We start from the raw sequence: 24215 nt of genomic DNA, 5'->3' as shown, positions 1-24215 counted from the left end.
GGACCAGTGTCTCACCAGGCGGACCGATTCGAGAATCGAGCACCGGCGAGGGGTGTCAACGGCCCTCTCGACGGGCCAGCAGAGACCGGTGCATGAGCCACACGAGGTAGGCGATGACCGCGAAGGCAGGCAGCCCCATCGCGAGCTTCGCCACACCGAGCGCGGCGACGTGACCGGTCAGCAGGAGCGGGACCTGCACCACCAGCTTCGCGAGATAGAGGCCCGCGAACAGCAGGGTGGCGCGGGTGTACACCCTGCGGGCCAGAGGATCGCTCGCCCAGTCCTCGACCCTCGGGTCCAGTGCTCCGACGAGCAGTCCGATCAGCGGTCTGCGTGCGATCAGCGACACGAGCAGCACCACAAGCGAGATCACGTTGATCGCGATACCGGGGGCGTAGAAGTCCGTGCCGTCACCGGAGCGGATCGCGAGCACCGCGCCGAGACCCACGCCGATCAACCCGCCGAGCACGGTCGCCGGGCTCTGACGCTGGATCAGTCGCGCGATGAAGAGCACGGCGACCACGACGACCGCGGCGACCGATGCCACGGGCACCGAGCGCGTGAGCACGAACAGCATGATGAACAGCAGGGTGGGAAGGACGGATTCGACGATGCCCCGTGGTCCGCCGATCGCGTCGCGCACGGAGAACTCGTCCCGCTGCAGCACGCCGCCGAGGCCGCTCCGACGGTCGGTTGCCTCCGCGGGGCCGGCCGTGGCCTCGCGCGCAGCGGGCCTCTCTCCGTCGCCGGCGCGGTGGCGCGGGCCCTCCGGGGGCGGGGTCGCGGCGCTCATCCGATCTCGGTGATCTCGGGGCCGCGAGCCAGCGGATCCAGCGGGCCCGCCTTGACCTGGCTCAGTCCGGGGCGCTGGCCGGGCAGGCCCAGCGGGATCAGCTCCTGGGGCGCCATCGCCTCGCCTCCGCGCACGACGACCAGGCGCGAGATCAGGGTCTCGAAGGTCTTCGCCTGCTCCTTGTCGCTCAGGGCCTTGCCGGTGAGGATGGCGCGCAGGAACCAGCGTCGACCGTCGATCCCGATGAATCGAGCCGGTCGATATCCGGTGCGGCCGTCCGTCCGCTTGACCGGCAGCCGCGTGATCAGCTCGGTCCCGAAAGCGCCGGGGCGGCTCTCCGCGGTCCCTCCCTGCTTGACGACCGAGTCGCGCAGCGAGGTGCGCACCTCTTCCCACAGTCCGCGGGACTTCGGAGCGGCGAAGGCCTGCACCTGGAGGGAGGACCCTCCGATCACCAGGTTCGCGCCCGTGACCGCACTGGTGCGCTGATCGACCTCCATGCGCAGCTCCATCCCGTCGATCGTCGGGACCTGCAGGCCCCCCAGATCGATCCGATCCTCCTCAGGCGCGTCGGCGACGTCGTACGGGCCGTCCTCGAGATGCTCGCCGCGGGGCGCGGGGTCCGCCTCGTCGGGCTCAGCAGTGTTCGCGGCATTCGCAGAGTCTCCAGCCCTCGTCGCGTCTGACGTGTCCGCTGCATCGGCGCCCTCGGCGTTCTCCGCCTCAGCGCCGTCGTCAGCCGGCTCAGCCAGTTCAGTCAGCTCGGCCTGCTCAGCCTGCTCAGCCTGCTCGGCCTGCTCAGTGTCAGCGGGCTCGGTCGTCGTGGAGTCGAGCGCGGATTCGGTGCGTCGTTTCTTCGAGCGGGAGAACAGTCCCATGGATCAACCCTCCGGGTTCTCGTCGGTGCCGGCCGTGGCCGGGGCGTGTCCGAAGCCACCGCTGGAGCCGAAGCCCGAGGCGGCGCGGTCGGTGGTGTCGAGGTCGTCGACCTGCTGGAGCACGGGCGCCAGGAACGGCACCACGACCAGCTGAGCGATGCGGTCGCCGGTCCGCAGCGCGAACGGTGCGTCGAGATCGGTGTTGTGCAGCGAGACCTTGATGTGCCCGCGATAGCCGGCGTCGACCACCCCGGGACCGTTCAGCACGGTCACACCGTGCTTCGCGGCGAGGCCGGAGCGGGGGCACACCAGACCCACGGTGCCCGCGGGCAGTGCGACGGCCATGCCGGTGTCCACCAGGGCACGGCCTCCGGCGGGGATCTCGACGTCCTCGGCGCTGGTCAGATCCAGGCCGGCATCGTCCGCGTGGGCGCGTTCGGGCATCGTCCCGCCCGGGGCCAGTCGGATCCTCAGCGGAGCGGCAGCGGTCGGGTCGGGGGCGCCGGCGGCGGCCGCGCTCAGGGTGTCAGGCTCTACAGGCATGGGCACAGGGTATGTGGTCCCGCCCGTGAGTACCCAGGACGTGCGTGAGATCATCGGAGCATGACCGCAGCGCCCGACCCTTCCGCATCCTCCTCCGTCGAGGGCGAGCCCTCACCCTCCGCGCGACCTGCCGCGGCACAGCAGCCGCTGTACCGGGAGCGCCTGCTCCCCGGCGTCGCGGGCTGGATCGTGACCGCGGTCCTCGGCTCGATCTTCGGCCTGGTGCTCGTGCCGTTGAACTTCACGCTCGCGCTGGTCGTCGGCGCCGTCTGCATCGTGGTCGCGATCGTGCTGGCTGTGCTGTACTCGCCCGTCGTGGAGGTCCGCGATGGGCGCTTCTCCCTGGGCCGCGCCCGTATCGACGTCTCGCTGCTCGGCGATCCGGCCCCGCTGACCGGCGAGGAGTGGTCCCTCACCATCGGCCAGGACTTCGAGCCGCTCGCCCACCACTGCATACGGGGCTGGGTCCATGCCGGCCTCCGCATCGAGGTGCTCGACGAGGAGGACCCGACCACCGCGTGGGTCACCTCCACCCGTCGCCCCCATGACCTCGCTCTCGCAGTGCGCAGTGCGCAGCAGCAGGTCGCAGCGCAGCAGCAGGGCTGAGCGCAGCAGCAGGCCTGAGCGCAGCAGCAGGCCTGAGCACCGGGCCCCGTCCGCCCCGACAGCCGAACGGCGCCGCATCCGGGAGGATGCGGCGCCGTTCGGCGTGAAGCAGGCGGGACGCTCAGGCGGCCGCGCACTCCTTGCAGATGATGAGGGTCCCCTCGACGTGGTCGATCTGGCTGCGGTGCTTGACCAGGAAGCAGCTGGCGCAGGTGAACTCATCGGCCTGGCGGGGAAGCACCCGCACGGAGAGCTCCTCACCCGAGAGGTCGGCGCCGGGCAGCTCGTACGAGTCCGCAGCTTCCGCCTCATCCTCATCGACCGTCGGAGTCGCCGCCTCGTTCCGGCGCCCCTTCAGCTCCTCGATCGAGTCATCGTTCGACTCGTCGTCGTTCTTGCGCGGGGCGTCGTAATCAGTGGCCATCTACGGTCCGTTCTCGTGTATCCGGGCGGTCATCCGACCTGGAGGCTTCTGCAGATCCAGCGTGTGAAGATCGCCTCGCCCCCTGCGGGCCGGTCCGGTTCCCAACGCTGAATGCGGCGGCATTATTGCAGAGGAGGCTGTGCTGAGCAACCAGTGTCGGTCGGGTCCCGGCAACACGCGGCGCGCGGGGCGTCGATGACCGGCACGGGGCAGTGCTAGGGGATATGGTCGCGGCCTAGACTTCTGCACGCCACCGAACGGGCTGCGACGGAGAGGACGACGATGCGAGAGCTCGAACTCGACGGGATCCATGACGACGGGGAGCATGTGATCCTGGTCGACTCCGACAGCGAGCGGTACACGCTGCGCATCGACAAGGCCCTGCGGGCCGCGGTGCGCACCGACCGCCCGGCGCTGGGCATGATCCAGGCCGCGGATGCCGCTCCGGTGCGGCCGCGAGAGATCCAGGCCATGCTGCGTTCCGGCCGCAGCGCCGAGGACATCGCCGAGGCGGCGGACATCCCGCTCGAGCATGTGCGCCGGTATGAGGGGCCCGTCCTCGCCGAGCGCGAGTGGACCGCCCAGCGCGCCCGCACGTTCCCGGTCGGTCGCGGCGGCCCCAGCCTCGACGAGGTCGTCGCCGAGCGCCTCGCCGCCCGCGAGGCCACCGAGGAGACCGCCTGGGACGCCTGGCGCCGCCCGGACAGCACCTGGACGCTCGAACTCACCTTCTCCGCCGCGAGCCGCACCCGTCAGGCGCACTGGGTGGCGGATCTCGACAATCGCTCGGTCGCACCGATCGACGACGAGGCCCGCTGGATCAGCGACGAGGACGCACCGCCGGAGCCGACCCGCGGCCGTGCCCGTCTGCAGGCCGTCAAGAGCTCGGTGTACGACCTCGAGGCCGATGGCTCGTTCGACGAGCAGGCCGGTCCGCGCCGCGGCCGGGCCCCCCGGCCGGGCGAGAGGCCCGTCTCCGGGAATCGCCCCTCGGCCCTCGACGACAGCGAGCTCGATGCGCTCAACGCCCGCCGCGGGATGCGCTCGGTGCCGCAGCCGGTCGACGACTCCGCGACCGTCTGGACCACGCTCGACGCCGAAGATCCGGCGCCCACGAGCGCCCTCTCCCCCGAGTCCCTGTCAGCAGGGCACTTAGACGCTTCTGATCCGTCGGATCCCGAGCCCCTGGAGTCGTCGCTGTCCTCACTGTCGTCCCCGCTCGTGGACTCGGACGGCGACATCAAGGGCATCAGGGACATCAAGGACAACTCCGCCGGAGACGGCGGGCAGCCCGCAGGCGCCGGCGCCTCGGACGCTCGTGACCGCGAGGCGCTCCTTGAGCATTCCAGCGCCGCGGAGGACGCCGAGGCGGAGCCGGCGACGTCGGACGCAGACGGATCGGCCCCCTTCGCGGCCCTGTCCGAGGAGTCCGAGAGCTCCTCCGCTGCCGAGGCCCCCGCTGCACCGGCGACGGACCTGCAGTATCAGGACACCGTCGACCTCACTCCGCTGCCCGGTTTCTCGGGCAGCTCCCCCGACTCCGCTGCGGAGCCCGGAGCGTCTCCGGCCGACGGCTCGGCCTCCTCGAGCTCCGGCGGATCGGAGAAGCCGACGAAGTCGCGCAGCAAGCGGGCGTCCATGCCCAGCTGGGACGAGATCGTCTTCGGCTCGAAGCACGAGTGACGTCGCTCTCAGCGTCGCCGGTCAGCCGGCTCCGGCCGGCGGCCGATCTCGCGCTGCCCGCGCCGGGCCGGCGCTGACTCGTTCGGTCACGGCCGACCGGAACGACGGCGCCACCCGGCAGGGCAGGGTCCGACAGCGCGACCCGGCACCACGTAACCCGGCAGGGCGGGGCCCGACGACGCGACCTGGCACCAACCCGGCACGGCCCCGCACGGCGCGGCAGGTGCCCGGTCAGACGGTGGTCAGAGGGTGACGCGCACCAGGGGGACGATGCTCTCGGCCTTGGTGAGCGAACCGTGCACCCCGACCATCGCGCGGGCGGACGGCGGGCGCTGCGAGAAGTCGTCCACGGTCCATCGATCGCGACCGAGCACGAGCACGTCGGGCAGGCGCGCCTCGACCCGTTCGCTGAGGGCAGTGCCGGCCGGCGCCAGCAGCCCCACCTCGAGCATCTCGTCGCGCCTCAGGACCATAGCCCGCGGCCCCATGAGATCGCGCAGCCCGCTCGCGAGCTCCTCGGCCGCCCCCTGGCCCTCGACGGCGCGCAGCGCGAGCGCCCGGGCCTCCCCCGCGATCGAGGACGCCAGCCGCTGCAGGTGCGGATGATCGGCGAGATCCACCGTCATGCCGGGCGAGGTGTCGACCATGCCGTGATCCGCCGTGAGGTGGATCCGGGTCCCCCGCGGCAGGCGACGCAGCAAGGTGCCGACGAGGGCATCGACGTCGGCGAGAGCGGCACGCCACTGGTCGCTGTCGATCCCGTAGCGGTGCCCGGCGTGGTCGACGTCGTCGACGTGGAGATGGACGAGACCGTCGGGCCCGGCCCGATGCAGCGCGGTGCGCACCGCCTCGACGCGATCGCCCCGCCCGTGACCGAGGAAGTCCCATCCTCGGTAGGCAACCCTGCTGAGGTGGGAGCGGGCGTGCTTGGCTGGGGCGACCTGCACGGCACGTCGCGTCCCCCGCTCGACCGGGGTCTCCTCGGGCATCCACGCCTCGGGGTCCACGGTGCTGTCACCGGTGATCTGGTTCAGCGGGCGACCGCTGCTCGGATCATGGGTGAGATAGCCGAGCACGCCGTGCACCAGCGGCGGGAGGCCGGTGTGGAGGGAGACCATCGCCGCGGCGGTGGTCGACGGGGAGACCGTGCGCACGCGGGTGGTGCGGTCCTCCAGCCCGCGCAGGGTCGGGGTGAGTGCGCGGTGCCGGGCGAGCAGTCCTGCCCCGACGCCGTCCAGCAGCACCACGACGTCCCGGCCGGGGCGGGGGTCGGTGGCGAGGGGTCCGATGATGTCGAGCAGGCCGGGGCGGGCGCCGTCGGCGAAGGGCGGCGGCAACAGGTCCTCCGGCCAGGCGACCGACACGGGCTGAGCCGGACGGGCCAGACGTGTCGGCGGGGTCGGAGGCGTCAGACCGGTCGGCGGGTTCGGATCCATGGGCGGGCCGATCAGGACTCGATCGCGTCGATCGCGTCGACGAGCTCGGCGTGGAAGCGCAGGGCGGTGGTGACGGCCTCGTCGCCGTCTGCCAGGGCACTCACTCGCAGAGCGAGATCCGAGGGCGCGAGCGTGCCGGTGTAGCCGTGGTCGATCTGGCAGTTCGGGTCCTCGCAGACGGCACGCTCGAGGTCCACGCGTCGGCTCCCGTTCCAGGTGATGCCCAGTGTGATCTCCGCTTCGCGACCCGGCACGATCTGTCCATCGGTGTCGAAGACCTGGGAGAGCCCCGTGGAGATGATCCGACGCAGCGCGACCCGCTCGGTGGTGGAGACGACCTGGCTCGGGTTCAGGGCATCCGCCGGGTCGTCATCGAGGTGCGTGACCAGGAGGTGCGTCGCGGTCAGCACGACGACCGTCAGGTGTCGGCGCACCTCGGGGCCGTCGAAGGTGGTCTCCGGGCGGATCAGGTGCGCCAGGGGACGCGCCCCGTGCAACGAGAGCTGCACGCTCTGGGCAGCCGTCTGCGGGAAGTACCCCGCGGTCTCGAGTTCCGCGAGCAGATCAGCGGGTAGAGCTGTGGTCATCGCCCCATTGTCCCACGGGTCCCCCGGAAGGCGGTCACGACTCCGGGGGCACGGACAGCGCTCGACGGGAGCCGTCGGTGCGGTTCGGTGCCGGGCACAGCCGTGCCGATGCGCTGACCACGCAGACTCCGTCCTGTGCCACGGTCACCGGGTAGAGCTCGAGCCGCGCGAGCTCGGGAACGTCCTCGGCGAGCAGCCCCACCCGCACCACGAGGTCCGCCAGGGCTGCCTGATCAGCCGGCGGGAGCCCCCCGCCGCCGCGCAGCTTGACCGCGCTGGCGGGACTGGCCACGAGTCGGCCGGCACCGTCCTCGCTGAACGGCGGGATGGCGTAGGCGATGTCGTCGAGCAGCTCGGTCGCGTCCCCGGCGACGGAGAGCGAGACGACGGGCCCCAGCGAAGGATCCTCGACGCTGCGCACCACCATGGGGACGCCCGGCGGGGCCATCGCCTGGACCTCGAGCGGCGCGGTGGAGAAGGAGAGATCCCGACGCATCCCGGCGACCGCCTGGCGCAGCTGCGCCCCGTCGGAGATCTCCAACCGCACACCGCCGAGGTCGGGCCGGTGGCGCAGGATGCTGTCGGTGCTCTTCAGAGCGACCGGGTAGCCGAGCTCCTCGGCCCGCAGGACCGCTTCGTCGGCGTCATGGATCGTCCAGGCCGGGAGCATCGTGATGCCGTAGGCACCCAGCAGGTCGGCGACCTCCTGATCGGTCAGCTGGCGCGTGCCGTCCTCGGTGCCGCCCACGATCCCGTCCACGAGACCTCGCGCGGCCTCATGGTCCACGTCCTCTCGCACGGCCGGATCGTCGTCGTCGGCCGCCGGGCGCAGGGTGGCCGCGAGCATCCCGGCCCCGGCGCGCACCGCACCGTAGGGGGTCGCGTGGACCGGTGGCAGCTCAGGGTCCTCGCGCACGGCCTTCTGCACCTGCGCGAATCGCTCGGTGTCGGTGATCAGGCAGATCAGCAGCACGACCTCGGAATGGCGGGCCACGGTCGCCATCTGGCGGATCACCTCGACGGGATCGCCGGTAAGCGGATCGAGCATCCCCGCGATCACGAGGTCGACCTCGCCGAGCGCCGCCATGGAGGTGAAGGCGCGCTGCATCATCCGCGGATCCGCCGCGAGGGGGACGCTGCGGTTGTCGGCCGTGACGTCGAGTCCCGCGTAGTCGGTCGCGCCGCGCAGCGAGGCGCCGAGCGCAGGGGTGTTCGAGAGCAGCCCCACGCGGGCACCGGGCGGCAGCCCCTGCCGGCCGATGGCGTCGGTGATGTCCAGGAGATGATCGACCCCGGTGGCCTGGACCACGCCGGCCGAGCCGAGCACCTGGTCCAGAGCGCGTCGCGGCAGCGTCGACCGGCGCACGTCGTGCCCGGGAGGCGCGTCGGTGCCGACGCCGGGCGGCCGCAGCACGATCAGGGGAGTCCTCCGGGTGAGCCGCCGGGCCAAGCGCGTGAACTTGCGCGGGTTGCCCATCGATTCGAGGGCGAGCGCGATCACGCCCACCGCTTCGTCGTCCTCCCAGTGCTGGAGGGTGTCGTTGAGGGAGACGTCCGCACGGTTGCCCACACCGACGAACTCGTGCAGTCCGATCCCCCGGGAGTCGGTGCCGGCCAGCAGCATCGCCGAGAGTGCGCTGGACTGACCGGCGAGGGCGACCGGTCCGGGTCGAGGCATCTTCGGGGCCATCGACAGGCTGATCGCCTCCGGGCCCGTGCGCAGGAAGCCCAGCGATCCGGGGCCCAGCAGGCGCATCCCGTGGCGTCGGGTGCGGGCCACGAGATCACGCTGCAGCCGGCGACCGTGCTCGGTCTCCGTGAACCCCTCCGTCGGGATCACGACACCGCGCACCCCGATCGCAGCGCACTCCTCGATCGCCTCGAGGCACGCGTGCGGACGCAGGGCGATCACGGCGAGGTCGACTGTGCCGGGGACGTCCTGGATCCGTGCATGGGTGGGATGTCCGCGCAGCTCGAAGGCATCGCGGGAGACGACGTGGATCGCCCCTGAGTATCCCGAGCGCTCGAGAGCGGTGAGGAAGCGCCCGCCCGCCGAATCAGCCCTCGAGGAGACACCGATCAGGAGCACCGACTCGGGATGCAGGAGGCGCTCCATGGCGCGCGACTCGGCGCGGTGCTCCCGCTCGGCCATGACGGCGAGCGAGCGCTTGGTGGGATCGATGCGGAAGGAGACCATGACGACGCCGTCATCCATCATGCGGTCGACGTCGAAGCCGGCATCGGTGAAGACGTTGATCATCTTCGCGTTCTGCGGGAGGACCTCGGCGGTGAAGACGCTGATCCCTCGCTCCCGCGCGGCGGCCGCAAGGTGTTCGAGCAGCACGGAGGCGAGCCCGGTCCCCTGGCGGGCGTCGGACACGTTGAAGGCGACCTCGGCGGCGTGCGCATCGGTCCGGTCGTACCGCCCCACCGCGATGATCTTCTCGCCGACGAGCACGACGAACGCGACCCGGTCGTGATGATCGACGTGGGTGAACCGTTCCAGGTCCCGTCGGGAGAGTCGAGGCATCGCCGCGAAGAAGCGCAGATACCTCGAATGCTCGGACTGACGCTGGTGGAAGTCCTGGAGGGCGTCGGCATCGCTGGGGAGGATCGGGCGCAGGTGGGCTGCGGACCCGTCACGCAGGCCGATGTCGGCCTCCCAGTGGTCCGGGTACGCGGGAGTGCTCGACGAGCCGGCATCGGCGGAGGCCCGGCGTCGCAGCGGGTTGACGGGCTCACGCCGGGCTTCGCGACTGTCGGACATGCTCGGATCCTATCGTCGTCCGGTGTGGGATAGACGGGATTCACGTCCCGGACCAGGCCTGGTTCCCGGAATCGTGGCCGGTCATGCGCCATGATGTCCCTCATGGCCCGATCACGAAGCACCCAGCCGCCCGCGGGGGACGAGGAGATCGACGAGACGATCGTCGACATCGACGTCACCAGCGAGATGGAGTCGTCGTTCCTCGAATACGCGTACTCCGTGATCTATTCGCGAGCGCTGCCGGACGCCCGTGACGGACTGAAGCCGGTCCAGCGCCGCATCCTGTACATGATGGCCGAGATGGGCCTGCGCCCCGACCGTGGGCACGTGAAGAGCCAGCGCGTGGTCGGCGAGGTGATGGGCAAGCTCCACCCCCACGGCGACTCCGCGATCTACGACGCCCTCGTGCGCATGGCGCAGAGCTTCAACATGCGCATGCCGCTCGTGGACGGCCACGGCAATTTCGGCTCCCTCGACAACGGGCCGGCCGCACCGCGCTACACCGAGGCGCGGCCCGCCAAGGCCGCACCGCTGATGACGGACTCGCTGGACGAGGACGTCGTGGACATGGTGCCCAACTACGACAATCAGCTCCTCCAGCCCGAGGTGCTCCCGGCGCAGTACCCGAACCTTCTGGTCAACGGCGCCTCCGGCATCGCTGTCGGCATGGCCACGAACATGGCCCCGCACAACCTCGTGGAGACCATCGCCGCGGCGCGCCACCTGATCGAGCATCCGGACGCCGATCTCGAGGCCCTCATGCGCTTCGTGCCCGGGCCCGATCTGCCCACCGGTGGGCGGATCGTCGGCCTGGACGGTATCCGCGACGCGTATCGCACCGGCCGCGGCTCCTTCAAGATCCGCGCCACCACGCGCGTCGAGAACATCACCTCGCGACGCAAGGGCATCGTCGTCACCGAGCTCCCCTACCAGGTGGGTCCCGAGAAGGTCGCCGAGAAGCTGCGCGACGCGGTGCAGTCCAAGAAGGTCCAGGGCATCACGGACTATCAGGACCTCACGGACCGCCACCACGGCCTCCGCCTGGTGCTGGCGGTCAAATCGGGCTACGACCCCGAGGCGGTGCTGAACCAGCTGTACCGGTACACGCCGTTGGAAGAATCGTTCGGCATCAACAACGTCGCCCTGGTCGAGGGGCAGCCGCGCACGCTGGGCCTGAAGCAGATGCTCGAGGTGTTCGTCGACCACCGGCTGAAGGTGGTGCGGCGCCGCACCGAGCACCGGCTGGGCAAGCGCAAGGCCCGCCTGCACCTGGTCGAGGGCATGCTGCTGGCCATCGTCGACATCGACGAGGTCATCCAGATCATCCGCACCAGCGATGACGCGGAGTCGGCCCGTACTCGCCTGATGGGGGTCTTCGACCTCTCCCAGCTGCAGGCCGAGTACATCCTCGAGCTGCGTCTGCGCCGCCTCACGAAGTTCTCCCAGATCGATCTCGAGGCCGAGCGAGACGAGCTGCGTCGCGAGATCGAGGAGCTCGAGGAGATCCTCGGCTCCGACGCCGTGCTGCGCGCACTGGTCTCCGAGGAGCTCGCCACGGTCGCCGCAGAGCACGGCGACTCCCGGCGCACCGTCCTGCTCGAAGCCGCGGACCAGCCGGTCGCGAAGGCCGGTGGATCTCTCGAGGTCCCCGATGAGCCCTGCCACGTGCTCCTGACCGGCACCTCGCTGGTGGCACGGGTGGCCGGGGAGGCGGAGCTGCTGCGCGAAGGGCCCCGCGCCTCGCACGACGTGATCGTCTCCGACGTGCTGACCAGCACCCGCTCGACGGTCGGCGTCGTCACCGACCAGGGTCGTGTGCTGCATCTGTCGGTCGTGGAGCTGCCCTCGCTCGCCCCGACCGCCGGCGCGCCCTCGCTCGCCGGCGGCACGCGCCTGCGCGATCTGCTCGACCTGGAGCGCGATGAGCGTCCCCTCGGGCTGATCCGCCTCGGGGAGGACGATCTGGCGCGCGGCGGCGCGATCGCCCTCGGCACGCGTCACGGCGTCGTCAAGCGCGTCCAGCTGGACTTCCCCCGCTCCGACGGCTTCGAGATCATCGCGCTGAAGGACGGCGACACCGTCGTGGGCGTGGTCGACCTGGAAGAGGACACCGACCTGGACCTGGTCTTCGTCACGTCCGAGGCGCAGCTGCTGCACTTCCCCGCCTCCGGTGTGCGCCCCCAGGGCCGCGGTGCCGGCGGCGTCGCCGGGATCAAGCTCCCCGAGGACTCGCACGTGGTCTTCTTCGGAGTCATCGACGTGACCGCCGCCGCGGACGTCGTGACGGTCTCGGGCACCTCGGGGACCCTGCCGCTGCTGCAGACGGGATCGCTCAAGGTATCGCCGCTGACCGAGTTCCCCGCGAAGGGTCGCGCGACGGCCGGTATGCGCTGCCATCGCTTCCTGCGCGGCGAGGACGCCCTCATCGGTGCCTGGGTGGTCCCCCATCCCGCCCGGGCCTCCTCCGAGGCGGGCCAGCCGATCGATCTTCCCGAACCCACCGGACGACGCGACGGCTCCGGCACGCCGGTCGCCGTGCCGATCGCCGCGATCAGCTGATCGGGCCCGGCCGACGACCCCATGATCCCCAGCGAGCGGGCTCCCGTCTCCGGCAGGGCGCAGTCTCGCCGGCGGCTCCGGACGACCGAGCCGATCCGTGCCGAGAGCACGAGTCTCGCGCTGGGTGCCGCCGGTGCCGTCGTCGGCCTCGTGGTCGGTCTGGTCCTCCTGCGCGGGACCGCGCCCTTGTCCGGGCCCGGCTCCATCGGGCAGATCGCGGCACTCTCCACCTTGGCCGTGTCCGGCCTGGTCGCAGCGTGTTCGCTGGCAGTCCTGGCCCCGCGACGCCATCCGTGGATGCGTGCGCTGCCATGGTGGCGACGCGCCCTGGCGGTCCTCGGCCCGGCCCTGGTCTACGCGGTCCTCGCTTTCCTGCTGACCGGGGCCATGTTCGCCGTGCTGCAGCAGGCCTTCCTCGGGGTGGCGCTGGATCGCTTCGCGAGCACGTTCTGGGTGAGCGCGAGCACGGGCGCCTGGGCGTATGTGGTCGGCGCCGGTGCGGCCGCTCTCGACGGTCGGTCGCTCGCGACGCTCCTGATGGTCTTCCTGACGGTCGGGGTGCTGTCCGCCGCGATGCTGAGTCCTGACCCCTATTGGTGGGAGCGGTTCTTCTCCGAGCTCGGAGCCGGCTCCGACCAGGCAGGGCTCACCTTCAACCTCACCCTACTCGTGACCGGGCTGGCCTTCATCGCGGTCGGAGACTTCCTGGCGCACGATCTCGGACTCTGGGCGCGCGAGACCGGTGAGCCGTTCTGGAAGGTGCGGGTCGTCCACGCGACCCTGGCGGTGCTCGGAGCCCACCTCGCACTGGTGGCGCTGATCTCCCTGAACGTCAGCAAGTACTGGCACAACGTCGTCGCCGAGACGCTCGTGGTGGTCTTCGGACTCGCTCTCCTCCTCTTCCCGGCACTGCTGCGCAGACTGCCCGGCGGCCTGCTGCTCTTCACCGGGATCGCGTTCGGGATCCTCGTGATGCTCATCGTGATGTTCGATGTGGTCGGGTACCTGAACATGACGGCCTTCGAGATGGGCGCGGCGGTGACCGTGTACGTGTGGCTCCTGCTGCTGATCCGCACCGTCTCCGCCGCCGGGGACAGCACCCGGGCGCTTGCCGAGGCGACGCTGCACGACCAGGATCCCGACCTGGCGCGGTGACCCGGGCCGACGGCAACTGGGTGCCACCCTTCGCACTCGCCTGCCCGCCCCGTGGGACGATGAGCATCATGAACATCGCGAGCACTGCCACGTCCGCCGCTCTCCCCCGCGGGGTCCGTCTCGATCAGGATCACGGGGCCGACGCCGTGTTCGTCGAGACCTCCGCCGCGCGGGCGGTGCTCCACCTCGACGGAGCGCATCTCACCAGCTGGGTCCCCTCCGGGGAGTCCGATCTGCTGTGGCTGAGCCCCGAGTCGGAGTTCGGCCATGGCGCGGCGATCCGGGGCGGCATCCCGCTGATCGGCCCGTGGTTCGGGCCGGGCCGTGACGGCACCCGGAGCGTCAAGCACGGCTGGCTGCGCACATCGCGCTGGGACCTGGTCTCCGCGCAGCCGGACGGGGACGACATCGTGCTCGAGCTGACGAGTACGAAGGACACCGCCACGCTCACCGCGACCGCCGTGTTCCGCATCGGCGCCGAGCTCTCCGTGGATCTGACCCTCACCGCCGGCGAGGAGGCGCTCGAGCTCGAGGCCGCTCTGCACACCTACCTCGCCGTGGGTGACGTGCGCCGGATCGCGATCGAGGGTCTGGAGAACGCGGAGTACCTCGACAACACCCGGGGGCTCGCACCGGATGTCCTCGGCGACGAGCCGCTGCGTCTGGCCGGCTCCACCGACCGGATCGTCGATGCGCACGGCGAGGTGACCATCGTCGACGAGACCGCCTCCCGACGGCTGGTGTCCACTCCGCGGGGCACCGCGAAGACGGTCGTCTGGAACCCGTGGGACGCGCTCGTCACCGGCATGGCGGACCTCCCGGACTCCTCGTGGCCCGAGTTCGTGTGCGTCGAGCCCGCCGTCGCGAAGGACCGCTTCGTGTCCCTGGCGCCCGGGGCCTCCCACACCCTCGGCGTCACCTATCGCATCGAGCACTGAGCCGCGCGTGAGCTGCTGAGCTCGCGGTCCTCCGACACGGACCCGGCCATGCCCCCGCACGGGGCAGGGTCGGGTCCTTCGTCGTCCACCCTCCTGGTCCTCGCCGCCCGTCGCCCGTCGCCCGTCGCCCGTCGCCCGTCGCCCGTCGCCCGCGAGTAATTCACTTGTCTCCACAGCCGGAGGAGTGGTCGACTGTCCGTATGGAGATGCACACCACCCCGAATCCGGCCCAGATGACCCTGGGCCCGTTCGACGCTGCTGCATCCCTTCTCCGGCGACACGGATCCTCCGTGCCAGTGCGAGCGGCCGGTGGAGGCCGCAGCACCGCCGACAGGGCCTCATAGACCAGGGCCTCATGGCCCCGCCCCGACGCCGGGCCACCGTTCCCGCGTCGTGACGCGTCGCAGCACGCTGCTGGCGCTCCCCTCATGACGTCTTCTCGATGCTCATCGAGCGCATCGTGACGCCCAGTTCTCCCACCAGGCCTCGTTGTCCCGGCACGCCTCGCACGGCCGCGCCAGGACGTCATGGCGAACTCGCGACATCACCCTTCTCAGGAGCCCCACCATGTCCGTTCGGACACCCCTCGACACCTCTTCCACCCCGACCGACTCCGTCGCGATGACCGCTGCCCGGGCCCGACGAGACACGCAGCCCCCACGGCCGCCGACCCCTCCCCCGCAGCGTCCCGCTGCAGCCACTGCGATGGGCACGGCGACGCCGGAGGCTTCCGGCCGGCGCGACGCCGTCCGTCGGCGCGCGATCCGGCAGGCCCGCCGGCAGGAGGCCGCCGCGCAGGCGGTGCGCGATCAGGAGCGTCTCTTCCTCAGAGCGCTCGTGACCTCCCGGCTCCCCCTGCGGTGAGCCGGTCCGGCACTGCTCCGCCCGAGTGTTGCGCTACGTCCATCGCCCATCGCCCATGCCCGATGCCCCGGCCCCTGCGGGCCGGGGCATCGACGCATGGTGAGGGCCGATCGTCGGCCGGACGGTCCGGCGAGGCGATACGACATCATGAGGCGTGAGGAATGAGGTCAGCGTGCGGTCAGCTCCACGAGGACGAGCTCACGCGGATTGTTGACCCGCACCCCCGCGATGCTGTTGCCGAGTCCGCGGCTGATCACCATGGTGGTGCCGTCCCGCAGGTGCACGCCTTCGGTGAGCACGGGGAGCACTCCCTGGTGCGGGGCGTACACGCCGCCGATGCCGGGCACGCGCACCTGCCCACCGTGCGCATGGCCAGAGAGCACCAGATCCACGCCGACGCCGGTGTAGTCCCCCAGCAGCTCCGGACGGTGCGCGAGCAGCACCGTGGTCGCAGCCTCCGGCAGTTCCATGGCGCGAAGGAGATCGCGCGGGGAGGACGCCTTTCGGTCGGTGGAGGCAGCAACGCGAGGATCGTCGAGGCCGACGAGCGTGAGCGGTGTGCCGGCGACCTCCACGGTCACCGCTTCGTCGCGCAGGATCACGACGCCGAGCGCCTCGAGCTCGCGAAGCAGGTCCGGGCGCAGGTCCGAGACCTGGGCGATGCTCAGCCCCTCCGCTCCAGGTGGCAGCTGGTCGATCGGGACGTCGTAGCCGGTGATGTCCAGCCGGCGGTTGTCCCAGAGCAGCCATCCCCCGCCGAGGAGGGCGACCAGCAGCCCTGCGAGCGCCCCGGTCGCAGCCCATCGCGCTCGGGGCCGCCGGGAGACGACGGACGGCGGGGCGACCGAGAGCGGTGCGCTCACCGCACCGTGATGCCGTCAGCCGCCATCGACCGCTTCACCTCGGCGATGGTCATCTTCTGGAAGTGGAACACGCTCGCGGCGAGCAGGGCGTCCGCCCCGGCGTGCACCGCGGGGGCGAAGTGCTCAGGCTGCCCGGCGCCTCCGGAGGCGATCAGCGGCAGGGTCGTCGCCGCCCGGGCCAGACGGATCAGTTCGAGATCGAAGCCCTGCTCGGTGCCGTCGGCATCCATCGAGTTCAGCAGGATCTCGCCGGCGCCCCGCTCGGTCACCTCGCGGATCCACTCGATCGCATCGATGCCGGTGCCACGACGGCCGCCGTGCGTGGTCACCTCGAAGCCCGAGCCGCTGCGTGCTGTGCCCTCCGGGGTCTCGTCCGTGACCCGCCGCGCATCGATCGACAGCACCAGCACCTGATTGCCGAAACGGCGGGAGATCTCGCTGATGACCTCGGGCCGGGCGATCGCGGCGGTGTTGACACCGCACTTGTCGGCGCCGGCCCGCAGGAGCTGGTCGACGTCGTCCGCCGAGCGCACACCGCCGCCGACGGTGAGCGGGATGAACAGCTGCTCGGCAGCGGCCCGCACCACATCGATCATCGTGTCGCGTCCACCCGAGGACGCGGTGACGTCGAGGAAGGTGAGCTCATCAGCACCCTCTGCGCCGTACCGGGCGGCGAGCTCCACCGGGTCACCCGCATCACGGAGGTTCTGGAAGTTGACGCCCTTGACGACGCGGCCGGCATCGACGTCCAGGCAGGGGATCACACGGACGGCGACACTCATGCGTCGATCCTCTCCAGATCGAGCTCTTCGGCTCCTTCGATGAGGAACTGCTTGCGGGGTGCCACCTCGGAGCCCATGAGGAGCTCGAACACGGCAGTGGCCGCTTCGGCATCCTCGATGCGCACCCGTCGCAGTGTCCGGTGGCCGGGGTCCATCGTGGTGTCGGCCAGCTGATCGGCGTCCATCTCCCCCAGGCCTTTGTAGCGCTGGATCGGCTCCTTGTACTTCTTGCCGCGGCGCTCGAGGTTCTTCAGGAGCTTGTTCAGCTCTGCCTCGGAGTAGGTGTACACGAGTTCGTTCTTCTTCTTGCCCCCGTGGATGATCTCCACGCGGTGCAGAGGCGGCACAGCGGCATACACCCGGCCGGCCTCGACCAGCGGGCGCATGTAGCGATGGAACAGCGTCAGCAGCAGCGTGCGGATGTGGGCCCCGTCGACATCCGCGTCGGTCATCATGATGATCTTGCCGTAGCGGGCCGCGTCGAGATCGAAGGTACGACCCGAGCCGGCGCCGATCACCTGGATGATCGTGGCGCACTCCGTGTTCTTCAGCATGTCCGTGATGGACGCCTTCTGCACGTTGAGGATCTTCCCGCGGATGGGCAGCAGCGCCTGGAACTCCGAGGAGCGGGCGTTCTTCGCAGTGCCCAGCGCGCTATCGCCCTCGACGATGAACAGTTCGGAGCGGTCCACATCGTGCGTGCGGCAGTCCGCGAGCTTCGTGGGCATGGTCGAGGACTCCAGCGCGTTCTTGCGGCGGGAGACCTCCTTGTGCATGCGCGCCGCGATGCGGGCGCGCATCTCGGAGACGACCTTGTCGATGACCAGGGCGGCCTGCTCCTTCTCGCCCTTCTTCGCGGAGACCAGGAATTCCGTCAGACGCTGTTCGACGATCTTGCCGACGATCGCACGGATCGCCGGGGTGCCGAGGACCTCCTTGGTCTGGCCTTCGAACTGCGGCTCGTCGATGCGCACGCTCACCACGGCGGTCAGACCCGCGAGCGTGTCGTCCTTCTCGATCTTCTCGTTCTTGGCGTTGAACTTCACTCGGCGCGCCTGGTTCTCGACCTGCTTGCGCAAGGTCTTGACCAGGGCCTGCTCGAAACCGGTGACGTGGGTCCCGCCCTTGGGGGTCGCGACGATGTTCACGAAGGATCGCATCGTCGAGTCGTAGTCGGACCCCCAGCGCAGGGCGATGTCGACCTCGCAGGTGCGGTCCACGTCCGTCGAGACCATGTGACCGTTCTTGTCGAGCACCGGGATCGTCTCGGTGTACGCACCGGTTCCCTGCAGGCGGATGACGTCGGTGATCCGCTGGTCCTGGGCGAGGTACTCGACGAACTCGCTGATCCCGCCGTCGTACTTGTAGGTGCTCGTGGCCGGCAGGTCAGGGTTCGCCTCGGGGCGATGATCCGTGACGGAGATCTGCAGGCCGGGCACGAGGAACGCCGTCTGCCGGGCTCGCCGGTTCAGGTCGTCCAGCGAGAAGTGGGAGCCCTTGATGAAGATCTGCGGGTCGGCCCAGTAACGCACCCGGGTTCCCGAGACGCCGCGCTTGACCTTGCCGATCGTCCGCAGAGCATCCGGGCCCGCTGCGGGGGAGAACGGCGACGTCGGGTCCGGTCCCTCGGTGTCCTCGAAGACGCCCGGTTGGCCGCGCCGGAAGCTCATCGCATAGGTCTTGCCCGCACGGTCCACCTCGACATCGAGGCGACCGGACAGCGCGTTCACCACGCTCGCACCCACGCCGTGGAGACCGCCCGAGGCCGCATAGGAGCCGCCGCCGAACTTCCCGCCCGCGTGGAGCTTCGTGTAGACGACCTCGACGCCGGTCAGACCGGTGCGGGGCTCGACGTCCACCGGGACGCCACGGCCGGTGTCGCGGACCTCGACGGAGGCGTCGGGATGCAGGATCACGGCGATGGAGTCGCCGTGGCCGCCCAGGGCCTCGTCGACCGAGTTGTCGAGGATCTCCCACAGGCAATGCATGAGACCGCGGGAGTCCGTCGAGCCGATGTACATGCCAGGACGCTTGCGCACTGCCTCCAGGCCCTCGAGGACCTGGAGGTTGCGCGCGTCGTAGGCGGCTGTCTTCGAAGCGGAGGAAGAGGGGGTCACACCGTGGATCCTACGGGTCGTACGCCCCGGATCGCCGCATTGCGGCTCCGCTCACAGAGTCGTTGCGCCCCCAGCGAACCAGCGGCCGCAGCACTGCCCTCCTGGCCGATCCGATGCTAGAAAAGACCTATGAACATGACTTTGGAAGCCCCCCGGCTCACCGCGCACGACCGCTGCGACCGCTGTGGTGCCCAGGCGTACGTGAAGGTACTCCTGTCGGCAGGCGGCGAACTGATGTTCTGCGCACACCATGCTCGCGCTCACGAGGACGCCCTCAAGGACATCGCCTCCGAGGTCATCGACGAGACCGAGCGCCTCCACGCGAAGCCTGAGCCCGTCGACGACTGACACGGAGGGACGGCCCCGCGACGGGCCGATGCCTCTGCCCCGTTGACCCCTGCCGTCCGTGAGGACCGCGATCGGGGCCGTGGACACGTAGACGATGAGAGGGCACCCACCAGCTGGTGGGTGCCCTCTCTTTGTCGTGCGCTCGGCAACCGCGACGGCGACGGCGCCGGGACCCTGGGGTCACCGGCGCCGTCGGAGAAGTCCTGCGGGGTCGTTCCTCAGTCGAGGTAGTCCCGGAGCACCTGCGAGCGCGAGGGATGGCGCAGCTTCGACATCGTCTTCGACTCGATCTGACGGATCCGCTCACGCGTGACTCCGTAGACCTTGCCGATCTCGTCGAGCGTCTTGGGCTGTCCGTCCTCGAGGCCGAAGCGCATGGAGACCACGCCTGCCTCACGCTCGGAGAGCGTGTCCAGCACCGAGTGCAGCTGTTCCTGGAGCAGCGTGAAGCTCACGGCATCGGCCGGGACGACGGCCTCGGAGTCCTCGATGAGGTCGCCGAACTCGCTGTCGCCGTCCTCACCCAGCGGGGTGTGCAGGGAGATGGGCTCGCGGCCGTACTTCTGGACCTCGACGACCTTCTCCGGGGTCATGTCGAGCTCCTTGGCGAGCTCCTCCGGGGTGGGCTCGCGGCCCAGGTCCTGAAGCATCTGGCGCTGCACGCGCGCGAGCTTGTTGATGACCTCGACCATGTGCACGGGGATGCGGATGGTGCGGGCCTGGTCGGCCATGGCGCGCGTGATCGCCTGACGGATCCACCAGGTCGCGTACGTCGAGAACTTGTAGCCCTTGGCGTAGTCGAACTTCTCCACAGCGCGGATCAGGCCGAGGTTCCCCTCCTGGATGAGATCCAGGAAGAGCATGCCACGCCCGGTGTAGCGCTTGGCGAGGGAGACGACCAGACGGAGGTTGGCCTCGAGCAGGTGATCCTTCGCTGCACGGCCGTCCTCGGCGACCATGCCGAGCTCGCGCCCGGCCTTGGTCTTGACGATCGACTCGTCGCGCTTGAGCTTCTGCTCGGCGTACAGGCCCGCCTCGATGCGCTCGGCGAGCTCGACCTCCTGGGCCGCGTTCAGCAGCGCGACCTTGCCGATCTGCTTGAGGTAGTCCTTGACCGGATCAGCGGTCGCGCCGGCAGTGACGACCTGCTGGGCAGGGGCGTCGTCCTCGGCGGCGTTGAAGACGAAGCCGCCGGAGGCCTCGACCTTGGCGTCGGTCTCCGAGGTCTCCTTCTTGGTCTCCGTCTCCTCGGTCTCCTCCTCGATGTCCTCCGCCGTGTCCTTGGACGCGGCGGTGGCCTTGGAGGCCTTCGCCGTGGAGGTCTTCTTCGCCGGCGCCTTGCGCGCGGCGGTCTTCTTCGCGGGGGGGGTCTTCTTGGTCGTGGTTCCGGCGGTCTTCGCGGACGTGCTCTTCGCGGTCGACGCGGAACGCTTCGAGGTCGCGTCCGCCGTGGACTCGGCCGCCTCAGCGGTCGTGTCGTCGGCGGTCTCGGCGGTCTTGGAGGAGGTCACAGAGTTCCTTCTTCCGGCGGCGCCCCTGGGGGCGAGCCGCCACACTCGGGCGATCAGTCATCTCGGCGGGGCCAGCGGATCCTGCGCGCGGCCGGCGAACCGGTGGGTCTCGGTTTCATGGCGCACGAAGGCACGGTGCCGTCAAGCCTCATGAGTATAACGTCCTGCGCGTGCAGTTATTCCCAGGCCCGGTTTCCCCGGGGAGTCGGCGGCTCCGGCGCGTGGCTGCGGACCCTCTCGGCCCCCTGCATGTGCCGGATCCGGCGTGCTGGATCGGCCCCCGGCCGGGGCCGCGGCGCGCGTCCTCAGGCCGCGGCGCGCAGTCCGTCCTTCACGGCGAGCACCGGACAGGGAGCACCGAGGACGACCCGGCGTGCGGCATTGCCGAGGTTGAGCTTGCCGATGGGTGACTTCCTGCGCAGCCCGATCACGAGCAGCGACGCGGAGACCTCGTCGATGACGGCCAGCAGGAACTCGCCGATGTCCGTCATCGAACGGCGGTGGAGCGTCACGTCGAGCCCCTCGACGTCCGCCTCGGCGAGCGCGGAGCGGACGTCCTCCTCCGAGGGTGCGGCGAGACCGTCGTCGGCCTCCCCGAACTCGTAGTAGGCGACGGCCAGCCCCTCCCGGGAACGACGCGCGGACCTCACAGCGGCCTGCAGTGCTGCCCTGCCCTGTTCAGACGGCGTGTATGCCACGACGATGGTCATGCGCCTGCTCCTTCTCGGGACGATTCTCGCAACATCCCTCCCGGGACGTCGGCTCATCCGGCCAGCTTAGCGACCGAGCAGGCCGCGGATCCACTCGTCGAGATCGGGATGGGCGAGCAGGAACGCGTCGTGACCGATCACGGAGTGCGCGACGCGCCAGTCCGAGTGCGGTATGTGCGTGGCCATCTCCTCGACCAGGACTGGCGGGAACAGTCGATCTGTGTCGATCGCGACGACGAGGGTCCGGGCTCGGACCCGTTCCAGGGCCGCCGCCGTTCCCCCGCGTCCGCGACCCACGTCGTGCGTGTTCATCGAGTGCGCCAGGAGCAGATAGGAGTTCGCGTCGAATCGCCGTGAGAGCTTCCCGGCATGGTGTTCGAGATAGCTCGTGATCTGGTGGCGGCCCGCGCCGTCGAACGGGTCCTCGTCGGCCTGGGGCCGGTTGCCGAACCTGTCCTCGAGCTCATCGGCGGTGCGATAGGTCGTGTGGGCGATGCGCCGGGCGATGCCCAGACCGTGCTGAGGGCCACGACCGCCGGGGACGTCGTAGTAGTCGCCGCCCCGGAACTCGGGGTCCATACGGATCGCCGCGCTCTGGGCGGTGTTCCAGGCGATCTGGTCGGCGGTCGCCCGCGCCGAGCTCGCGATGACCGCGAGCCTCTCGACCTCCGAGGGATAGGACGCGGCCCACTCGACCGCGCGCATGCCGCCCATCGAGCCGCCGACCACGAGCGCCCAGCGCTGGATCGACAGGGCGTCGCGCAGCCGACGTTCCGCCTCGACCTGATCACGCACGGTCAGCAGGGGGAACCGCGAGCCCCAGTGCCGTCCGTCCGGGGCGATGGAGCTCGGCCCCGTGCTGCCCTGACACCCTCCGAGGATGTTCGGGGCGATCACGTAGTAGCGATCGGTGTCGATCGGGCACCCCGGGCCGACCATCTGCTCCCACCATCCGGGGCTGGCGTGGGCCCTGCTCGCCGGCCCGCGGAGGTGCGAGTCGCCCGTCAGGGCATGGAGCACCAGGATCGCGTTGCCACCATCGGGGTCAAGGGTCCCCCAGGTCTCGTAGGCCATGGTCACGTCCTGGAGCACGGCCCCGCTCTCGAGCTCCACGTCGCCGATGTCGAGGAACCGGCGGTCTCCCACGCCGTGCTCGGGGAGCCAGGCCCCGGTGGTCGCGGTCGTGGTGGTCGCCGTCGTGGCGCCCGCACCTCCCTCGACGATCCCGCTCCGCGGTGTCGCAGCCGCGCCGTCCTCGCTCATGGCAGCCTGCGTCGATGCGAAGTCCGTCGTGGCTGTGGTCGACGCAGCAGCCGACACTCTCCGTCCCAGAGCTCCGAGAACGGTCATCGGCGGCTCCTCCTCCCTGCATTCCCGCCCGGCAGGCGACAGCGGTCCTGGGGTCAGGTGCTGGGCCACCAGGCCGGAAAGATCGGCGTGTCGGTCATACGTGCCAGCAAGGGTGCCAGAGACGACTCCGGTTCACGCTCCCAGAGCTCATCGACGAAGCAGCCACCGGTGGAGAAGCGGTGATTCCACCAGGAGAGGATCACCAGCATCGCGGTGAGACCGCGCCACGCCTCACGGGCGATGCCGCGCTGCGCGATCGGCAGCTCCGTCATGGCACCACGCGCGATCTCGCGGAGCGTGCTGAGCGCTTCATACCAGCTCCCACCTGCACAGACGTCCTCATGTGGGCGCCAAGAACCGTCGCGCACGAGCAGCTGCAGGAGCTCCTCGCGGTCGATCGTGGCGGCGTTCCCGAGATCCACGCACTGCGCCAGCAGTTCCCAATGGAGGCGGTCCACCGCGACCGCGGACAGCAGCGAGGCGACCCGTTCACAGTCCGTCACGAAGCCGGGCGCCTCCGGACCTCGGGAGGACGCCTGCAAGCGTCCCAGTGCGCCACGGGCCTCGGCGAAGAGGGTACCGGGATCGCAGCGCGCAGCGAGCCCGGTGCGCTCCAGGCGCAGGGAGCGGGGCACCGCTTCGAGTCGACCGACGGCAGCGCGACGGTCGCCCTGCAGCGGTACGAGGCGCCCGGTGTACACCTCCCCCGCCGCTGCGCGGGTCTCGGCGAAGTCGCGAAGGGGTCGTGGCGGTGAGACGAGGATCCTCTCCCCGTCCCCGTCCGGTGATCCCAGCAGCACACGGCGGCCCTCGCTGTTGCCCACCACCCAGACGGCGTCGAGGGGGAACGGGTCGGGCAGGAGGCTCGATGCGGTCAGCAGGAGTCGGGAGGCGGACAGGATCGTGATGTCCTCCACCAGGTCCGGGGCGATCTCCTCGTACCCGTCCCCGAGCACGAGCATGGCCGCACCGCGTGTCATGCCCTTGTCCAGCAGCATGCCCAGGAGCGTTTGCAGGTGGGTCATGCGGTCGTCGGCGAAGAGATCCGACAGGCTCGAGGTCGTCACGACGGGAACGACCTCGTGACCGCCGTGGCCCCCGTAGCCCCCGTGGCCCCCGTGGCCCCCGTGGCCCAGGAGGATCAGGCAGTCGGTGGGCGCCTGCTTCAGGCTGATGCGCGTCTCGGCGAGGAACTCCGAGGGGTCGTCGGTGTGCAGGACCCGGCGTCCGGACCCTGCCGAAGGGATGCTGGATGAGGTGTTGGTCGACATGCACCGACCTTCGTGCCCCGTGCACGTGCC

21 protein-coding genes are annotated in these 24215 nt (G+C 70.4%); 7 read left to right on the top strand and 14 right to left on the bottom strand.

All coding sequences use genetic code 11. From position 1 onward, the window contains the following. Positions 1-55 precede the first annotated feature (55 nt). Genes CIK71_RS06710 through dut form a run of 3 tightly spaced genes read right to left on the bottom strand, consistent with a single transcriptional unit; the run spans position 56 to position 2214 of the window. Positions 56-793: a DUF3159 domain-containing protein gene (locus CIK71_RS06710; protein ID WP_096164417.1), complete on the bottom strand. Its 738-nt coding sequence runs from the start codon at positions 791-793 to the stop codon at positions 56-58. Next, positions 790-1671: a DUF3710 domain-containing protein gene (locus tag CIK71_RS06705; protein ID WP_245857346.1), complete on the bottom strand. Its 882-nt coding sequence runs from the start codon at positions 1669-1671 to the stop codon at positions 790-792. The genes CIK71_RS06710 and CIK71_RS06705 overlap by 4 nt, the downstream gene beginning before the upstream one ends. Before the next feature lie 3 nt (positions 1672-1674). Then, entirely contained in the window at positions 1675-2214 is a 540-nt protein-coding gene (gene dut, locus CIK71_RS06700) for a dUTP diphosphatase (RefSeq protein ID WP_096164437.1), read from the bottom strand. Positions 2215-2274: 60 nt separating this feature from the next. Between dut and CIK71_RS06695 the strand changes: the two genes are divergently transcribed. Next, complete coding sequence (locus CIK71_RS06695) at positions 2275-2820, top strand: DUF3093 domain-containing protein (RefSeq protein ID WP_096164416.1); 546 nt, start codon at positions 2275-2277, stop codon at positions 2818-2820. Between the two features lie 121 nt (positions 2821-2941). Here CIK71_RS06695 and CIK71_RS06690 read toward each other — a convergent pair whose 3' ends face one another. Then, entirely contained in the window at positions 2942-3244 is a 303-nt protein-coding gene (locus CIK71_RS06690) for a DUF4193 domain-containing protein (RefSeq protein WP_010550618.1), read from the bottom strand. Positions 3245-3526: 282 nt separating this feature from the next. Here CIK71_RS06690 and sepH point away from each other — a divergent pair, with 282 nt between their 5' ends. Continuing rightward, the gene (gene sepH / locus CIK71_RS06685; protein WP_096164415.1) at positions 3527-4927 is read left to right on the top strand and encodes a septation protein SepH; all 1401 of its coding nucleotides are present in this window, start codon (positions 3527-3529) and stop codon (positions 4925-4927) included. 242 nt (positions 4928-5169) lie between these two features. Here sepH and CIK71_RS06680 read toward each other — a convergent pair whose 3' ends face one another. From CIK71_RS06680 to CIK71_RS06670, 3 genes are all read right to left on the bottom strand, one after another. Further along, positions 5170-6291: an alkaline phosphatase family protein gene (locus CIK71_RS06680; protein ID WP_245857344.1), complete on the bottom strand. Its 1122-nt coding sequence runs from the start codon at positions 6289-6291 to the stop codon at positions 5170-5172. Between the two features lie 83 nt (positions 6292-6374). Continuing rightward, positions 6375-6950 (bottom strand): DUF5998 family protein, encoded by a 576-nt coding sequence (locus CIK71_RS06675; RefSeq protein WP_096164413.1) that lies wholly within the window; start codon positions 6948-6950, stop codon positions 6375-6377. 34 nt (positions 6951-6984) lie between these two features. Continuing rightward, positions 6985-9717: a bifunctional acetate--CoA ligase family protein/GNAT family N-acetyltransferase gene (locus tag CIK71_RS06670; RefSeq protein WP_096164412.1), complete on the bottom strand. Its 2733-nt coding sequence runs from the start codon at positions 9715-9717 to the stop codon at positions 6985-6987. A 102-nt stretch (positions 9718-9819) separates the two neighbouring features. Here CIK71_RS06670 and CIK71_RS06665 point away from each other — a divergent pair, with 102 nt between their 5' ends. The 4 genes from CIK71_RS06665 (at position 9820) to CIK71_RS06650 (ending at position 15233) form a co-directional block, all read left to right on the top strand. Further along, on the top strand, positions 9820-12276 hold the full coding sequence (locus CIK71_RS06665) for a DNA gyrase/topoisomerase IV subunit A (RefSeq protein ID WP_176485571.1): 2457 nt from the start codon (positions 9820-9822) through the stop codon (positions 12274-12276). 21 nt (positions 12277-12297) lie between these two features. Beyond that, entirely contained in the window at positions 12298-13431 is a 1134-nt protein-coding gene (locus CIK71_RS06660) for a DUF998 domain-containing protein (RefSeq protein WP_096164410.1), read from the top strand. A gap of 59 nt (positions 13432-13490) precedes the next feature. Continuing rightward, entirely contained in the window at positions 13491-14369 is an 879-nt protein-coding gene (locus CIK71_RS06655) for a D-hexose-6-phosphate mutarotase (RefSeq protein WP_096164436.1), read from the top strand. Between the two features lie 567 nt (positions 14370-14936). Continuing rightward, positions 14937-15233 (top strand): hypothetical protein, encoded by a 297-nt coding sequence (locus tag CIK71_RS06650; protein WP_096164409.1) that lies wholly within the window; start codon positions 14937-14939, stop codon positions 15231-15233. Positions 15234-15400: 167 nt separating this feature from the next. Here CIK71_RS06650 and CIK71_RS06645 read toward each other — a convergent pair whose 3' ends face one another. Genes CIK71_RS06645 through CIK71_RS06635 form a run of 3 tightly spaced genes read right to left on the bottom strand, consistent with a single transcriptional unit; the run spans position 15401 to position 18995 of the window. Continuing rightward, entirely contained in the window at positions 15401-16096 is a 696-nt protein-coding gene (locus tag CIK71_RS06645; protein ID WP_096164408.1) for a metallophosphoesterase, read from the bottom strand. Beyond that, a complete protein-coding gene (gene hisF / locus CIK71_RS06640; RefSeq protein WP_096164407.1) occupies positions 16093-16878 on the bottom strand; it encodes an imidazole glycerol phosphate synthase subunit HisF in 786 nt (261 codons plus the stop codon). Before hisF ends, CIK71_RS06645 begins: the two co-directional genes overlap by 4 nt. Further along, complete coding sequence (locus tag CIK71_RS06635) at positions 16875-18995, bottom strand: DNA gyrase/topoisomerase IV subunit B (protein ID WP_096164406.1); 2121 nt, start codon at positions 18993-18995, stop codon at positions 16875-16877. The genes hisF and CIK71_RS06635 overlap by 4 nt, the downstream gene beginning before the upstream one ends. A 129-nt stretch (positions 18996-19124) precedes the next feature. On the opposite strand from CIK71_RS06635, the gene CIK71_RS06630 reads away from it, so the two are divergent. Further along, on the top strand, positions 19125-19343 hold the full coding sequence (locus CIK71_RS06630) for a DUF7455 domain-containing protein (RefSeq protein WP_096164405.1): 219 nt from the start codon (positions 19125-19127) through the stop codon (positions 19341-19343). A gap of 218 nt (positions 19344-19561) precedes the next feature. On the opposite strand, the gene CIK71_RS06625 is transcribed toward CIK71_RS06630, so the two are convergent. From CIK71_RS06625 to CIK71_RS06610, 4 genes are all read right to left on the bottom strand, one after another. Next, positions 19562-20854: an RNA polymerase sigma factor gene (locus CIK71_RS06625; RefSeq protein WP_096164404.1), complete on the bottom strand. Its 1293-nt coding sequence runs from the start codon at positions 20852-20854 to the stop codon at positions 19562-19564. A gap of 305 nt (positions 20855-21159) precedes the next feature. After that, positions 21160-21564, bottom strand: coding sequence for a universal stress protein (locus tag CIK71_RS06620; RefSeq protein WP_096164403.1), 405 nt, complete (start codon positions 21562-21564; stop codon positions 21160-21162). A 66-nt stretch (positions 21565-21630) separates the two neighbouring features. Next, positions 21631-22914: a homoserine O-acetyltransferase MetX gene (gene metX / locus CIK71_RS06615; RefSeq protein WP_245857342.1), complete on the bottom strand. Its 1284-nt coding sequence runs from the start codon at positions 22912-22914 to the stop codon at positions 21631-21633. Positions 22915-22967: 53 nt separating this feature from the next. Next, on the bottom strand, positions 22968-24185 hold the full coding sequence (locus CIK71_RS06610; RefSeq protein WP_096164402.1) for a hypothetical protein: 1218 nt from the start codon (positions 24183-24185) through the stop codon (positions 22968-22970). Between the last annotated feature and the right edge of the window lie 30 nt (positions 24186-24215).

The sequence above is a fragment of the Brachybacterium alimentarium genome, from assembly GCF_002332425.1.
In the GTDB taxonomy this organism is placed as follows: Bacteria; Actinomycetota; Actinomycetes; order Actinomycetales; family Dermabacteraceae; genus Brachybacterium; species Brachybacterium alimentarium.
Note: the sequence above shows the minus strand (reverse complement) of the source record. Positions and strands in the feature narration are given on the sequence as shown.

Coding starts and splice junctions, on each gene's coding strand:
- CIK71_RS06610 (WP_096164402.1), bottom strand. CDS start 24,185: ATGTCGACCAACACCTCATCCAGCATCCCTTCGGCAGGGTCCGGACGC.
- CIK71_RS06650 (WP_096164409.1), top strand. CDS start 14,937: ATGTCCGTTCGGACACCCCTCGACACCTCTTCCACCCCGACCGACTCC.
- CIK71_RS06620 (WP_096164403.1), bottom strand. CDS start 21,564: ATGACCATCGTCGTGGCATACACGCCGTCTGAACAGGGCAGGGCAGCA.
- CIK71_RS06630 (WP_096164405.1), top strand. CDS start 19,125: ATGAACATGACTTTGGAAGCCCCCCGGCTCACCGCGCACGACCGCTGC.
- CIK71_RS06660 (WP_096164410.1), top strand. CDS start 12,298: ATGATCCCCAGCGAGCGGGCTCCCGTCTCCGGCAGGGCGCAGTCTCGC.
- CIK71_RS06670 (WP_096164412.1), bottom strand. CDS start 9,717: ATGTCCGACAGTCGCGAAGCCCGGCGTGAGCCCGTCAACCCGCTGCGA.
- CIK71_RS06710 (WP_096164417.1), bottom strand. CDS start 793: ATGAGCGCCGCGACCCCGCCCCCGGAGGGCCCGCGCCACCGCGCCGGC.
- CIK71_RS06675 (WP_096164413.1), bottom strand. CDS start 6,950: ATGACCACAGCTCTACCCGCTGATCTGCTCGCGGAACTCGAGACCGCG.
- CIK71_RS06695 (WP_096164416.1), top strand. CDS start 2,275: ATGACCGCAGCGCCCGACCCTTCCGCATCCTCCTCCGTCGAGGGCGAG.
- dut (WP_096164437.1), bottom strand. CDS start 2,214: ATGCCTGTAGAGCCTGACACCCTGAGCGCGGCCGCCGCCGGCGCCCCC.
- hisF (WP_096164407.1), bottom strand. CDS start 16,878: ATGAGTGTCGCCGTCCGTGTGATCCCCTGCCTGGACGTCGATGCCGGC.
- CIK71_RS06705 (WP_245857346.1), bottom strand. CDS start 1,671: ATGGGACTGTTCTCCCGCTCGAAGAAACGACGCACCGAATCCGCGCTC.
- CIK71_RS06655 (WP_096164436.1), top strand. CDS start 13,491: ATGAGCATCATGAACATCGCGAGCACTGCCACGTCCGCCGCTCTCCCC.
- CIK71_RS06665 (WP_176485571.1), top strand. CDS start 9,820: ATGGCCCGATCACGAAGCACCCAGCCGCCCGCGGGGGACGAGGAGATC.
- sepH (WP_096164415.1), top strand. CDS start 3,527: ATGCGAGAGCTCGAACTCGACGGGATCCATGACGACGGGGAGCATGTG.
- metX (WP_245857342.1), bottom strand. CDS start 22,914: ATGACCGTTCTCGGAGCTCTGGGACGGAGAGTGTCGGCTGCTGCGTCG.
- CIK71_RS06690 (WP_010550618.1), bottom strand. CDS start 3,244: ATGGCCACTGATTACGACGCCCCGCGCAAGAACGACGACGAGTCGAAC.